Source organism: Sphaerotilus sp. (assembly GCF_041083715.1).
In the GTDB taxonomy this organism is placed as follows: Bacteria; Pseudomonadota; Gammaproteobacteria; order Burkholderiales; family Burkholderiaceae_C; genus Sphaerotilus.
The window spans coordinates 1-2,932 of record NZ_JBFPGY010000178.1; the positions used below are offsets into that span (position 1 = coordinate 1).

The 2,932-nt window shown below is 73.2% G+C and carries 4 protein-coding genes; all 4 read right to left on the reverse strand.

All coding sequences use genetic code 11. From position 1 onward, the window contains the following. Nucleotides 1-576: TVP38/TMEM64 family protein (locus AB3X43_RS07860; protein WP_369429300.1), on the reverse strand; the 576-nt coding region annotated here is incomplete at its 3' end. Then, complete coding sequence (locus AB3X43_RS07865) at nt 573-1,205, reverse strand: CDP-alcohol phosphatidyltransferase family protein (protein ID WP_369429301.1); 633 nt, start codon at nt 1,203-1,205, stop codon at nt 573-575. The genes AB3X43_RS07865 and AB3X43_RS07860, both read right to left, overlap by 4 nt. Further along, entirely contained in the window at nt 1,198-1,869 is a 672-nt protein-coding gene (locus tag AB3X43_RS07870) for an ATP-binding cassette domain-containing protein (protein WP_369429302.1), read from the reverse strand. The genes AB3X43_RS07865 and AB3X43_RS07870 overlap by 8 nt, the downstream gene beginning before the upstream one ends. Continuing rightward, a partial coding sequence (locus tag AB3X43_RS07875) for an ABC transporter permease family protein (RefSeq protein ID WP_473965082.1) occupies nt 1,866-2,932 on the reverse strand: 1,067 nt, incomplete at its 5' end. The genes AB3X43_RS07875 and AB3X43_RS07870, both read right to left, overlap by 4 nt.

Here is a 2,932-nt window from a genome sequence, read left to right on the forward strand (position 1 = left end):
GAGCGACTGCAGCCCGCCCAGCGCCGTGCCCGCGTTCACGTAGACCAGCGTGCCCGGCAGCATGCCGAGCTGGCTCACCCAGGCGTAGCGGCGCGCCGGCATCTTCGTCAGACCCATCACCAGATTGATGACGAAGAACGGCACCAGCGGGACCAGGCGCAGGGTGAAGAGGTAGAACGCCCCGTTGCGCGCGATGCCGCGGTGGACCTCGTCCAGGCGCGCGCCAAAGCGGCGGGTGACGTGGTCGCGCAGCAGGTAACGGGCGGCGAGGAAGGCCAGCGTCGCACCCACGGTGGACGCGAACGACACGACCACCAGCCCGGTCCACAGCCCGAAGAGCGCACCGCCCGCCAGCGTCAGGATCACTGCGCCGGGCAGCGACAGCGCGGTGACGGCGACGTAGACCGCCATGTAGACGGCGATCACGGCCAGCGGGTGGGCGTCGTGGAGGGCAAGCAGATCCGCCTGCCGCGCCTTCAGCGTCTCCAGGCGCAGCCAGTGGCCAAGGTCGAAGGACCAGAACGCAGCGGCAAGCGCCACCACGGTCAGCAGGATCAGCCATTGGCGTCGGGTCATGGGAGCGCATCCTTGTCTGGTGCCGCGTCGAGCAGCGTCCATCCCGCGACCAGCCGGGTGCAGATCGTCAGGCCGCACAGCGCGGCAAAGCCAAACGCCAGCGCCGGGAACGCCGCCGGCCACAGGCACATCGCCGCGAAGCACAGCAGCGTCTCGGTGCCTTCGGTCAGACCGCCGAGGTAGTAGAAGCCTTTTTGCGGATAGGCCACACTGTTCAGCCCCTGCCGCTCGGCCAGGATGGCGAAGCCGAGAAAGCCCGACCCGGTGCCGATGAACGCTGCCAGCAGCACGGCCGCCGCCAGCGCGTTGCGCGCCGGTTCCAGCACGGCGAAGGCCAGCGGCACGCTGGCGTAGAAGAGGAAATCGAGCGTGATGTCCAGGAACGCGCCGCGCGATGTCGGAGCAGTCAGGCGCGCGACGGCGCCGTCCAGTCCGTCGGCCAGCCGGCCCAGTGCCATCAGCAGCAGCCCCGCCAGCGGATGCCCCAGTGCCACCAGCCCGCTGCCCGACAGACCGGCCACCGCCCCCGCCAGCGTCACGGTGTCCGCCGACACCCCACGCCGCACCAGCGTCCCCGCGATGCGCTGCACCGTCGGTGCGAGCCATGCCAGCACCATGCGGTCAAGCATCCGGGCCTCCGTGGCCGGTGTCGGGCAGCGCCAGCACCTGCGCGCCGGGCGGGAGGTCGGCCGGATCGTGCGTGACCAGCACGGCGGGCAGCCCGTGGCGGACCAGTGTCTGCCAGACCAGGGTGCGCATCGCGGCGCGCAGCGGCACGTCCAGCCGCGAGAATGGCTCGTCCAGCAGCAGCGCCCGCGGCGCAGCCAGCAGCGTGCGCAGCAGCGCGACCCGCTGCCGCTGCCCGCCGGAGAGCTGGTGCGGACGGTGGCCGGCGTGCGCTGCGAGTCCGGCCTCGGCCAGCGCGGACTCGGCGCGGGCCACCCGTTCGGCGCGCCGACCAGCCGGCACGGCGAACAGCAGGTTGTCCAGCGCGGTCAGGTGCGGGAACAGCAGGTCGTCCTGGAACATCAACCCGAGCCGGCGCACCTCGACCGCCAGCGTGTGCAAGGGCCGATCACCCTGCCACAGACCACCAGTGGCCTGCAGCGGCGGCGCGGCCAGCCCGGCCAGCGCCTGCAGCAGCGAACTCTTGCCGCAGCCGCTCGGCCCGGTGACCGCCAGCACCTCGCCGGGTGCGATCACCGCATTCACCGGCCCGACCAGCACGCGGCCGTGCAGCGTGACGGTCACATCGACCAGCCGCAGCGCCGCGGACGCACCCGGTGCGTTCATGGCGCCCTCTCCTGCACCCGACCGACGGTCCCGGCCAGCGCGAAGCCCAGCAGCGGCAGCAGCGCCTGCAGCACCGCGAACGCCGCTCCGGTCGCCCGCTGCCCGCCAGCGGACAGCGTGACCGCCTCGGTCGTCACCGTGGAGAGCCGACCAGCCCCGATGAACAGGGTCGGCAGGTACTGGCCCACACTCACCGCAACACCCACCGCCAGCGCCGAGGCCAGCGGCGGCGCCAGCAACGGGCGCTTCACCTGCCACGCCCATGCCATGCGCGCGCGGCCGAGCGTCTGCGCCACCCAGGCATGGCGCGGATCGAAACGCCGCCACGCCGGCAGCAGCGTCACCAGCACATAGGGCAGCGCCATCCACGCATGGACCAGCGCCAGCCCGGCGAAGGTGCCGTCCAGCCGCAGCGCCAGCGCGATCCGGTAGACGCCCACCATCAGCAGCAGGCCTGGCACGACGACCGGCACCAGCGCGACCGCGGTCGCTGCGCGGTCCCAGGCGGGTGGGGTCGCCTCCAGCCACAGCACCACCAGCACGACCGACAGCCCGGACGCGGCCAGCGCCACGCACAGCGTCGTCCACAGCGTGCCTGCCGCGGCGCCGACCTGCGTCCACGCGGACAGCGTCCACACCGTCGGCCACAACGCAGGGAAGCGCCAGACACCGCTGACCGAAGCGGCTGCGAGCGCCAACCCCGCGGCCAGCCAGAGCACCGTCCCCCCGCGCGCCACCATCCCCGCAAGAACGGGGTGCATGGAAGGGCGGCAGCGACCGGAACCACACACGCACCACGCCTGCAGCGCCGGCCGTGCCACCCGACACAGCGCGGCCCAGGCCGCAGCGCCTGCCGCCATCACGCCCACCAGCACACACGCTGCCGCCGCCCCTTGCGCGTTGCGCAGCGGATCGGCGTCCAGCAGCCACTGCCAAGCCAGCACCGCCAGCGTCGGCGGCGCGCCCGGCCCGAGCACCAGCGCCATGTCCACCACCGTGAGCCCGTACGCCGCCACCGCCGCCACCGGCCACGCCAGCGCTCCGCTCCATGCGGGCCACACCA

What these genes read in the sequence shown, in the direction of transcription:
- AB3X43_RS07865 (WP_369429301.1), bottom strand. Translation starts at nt 1,205, where the DNA reads ATGCTTGACCGCATGGTGCTGGCATGGCTCGCACCGACGGTGCAGCGC.
- AB3X43_RS07870 (WP_369429302.1), bottom strand. Translation starts at nt 1,869, where the DNA reads ATGAACGCACCGGGTGCGTCCGCGGCGCTGCGGCTGGTCGATGTGACC.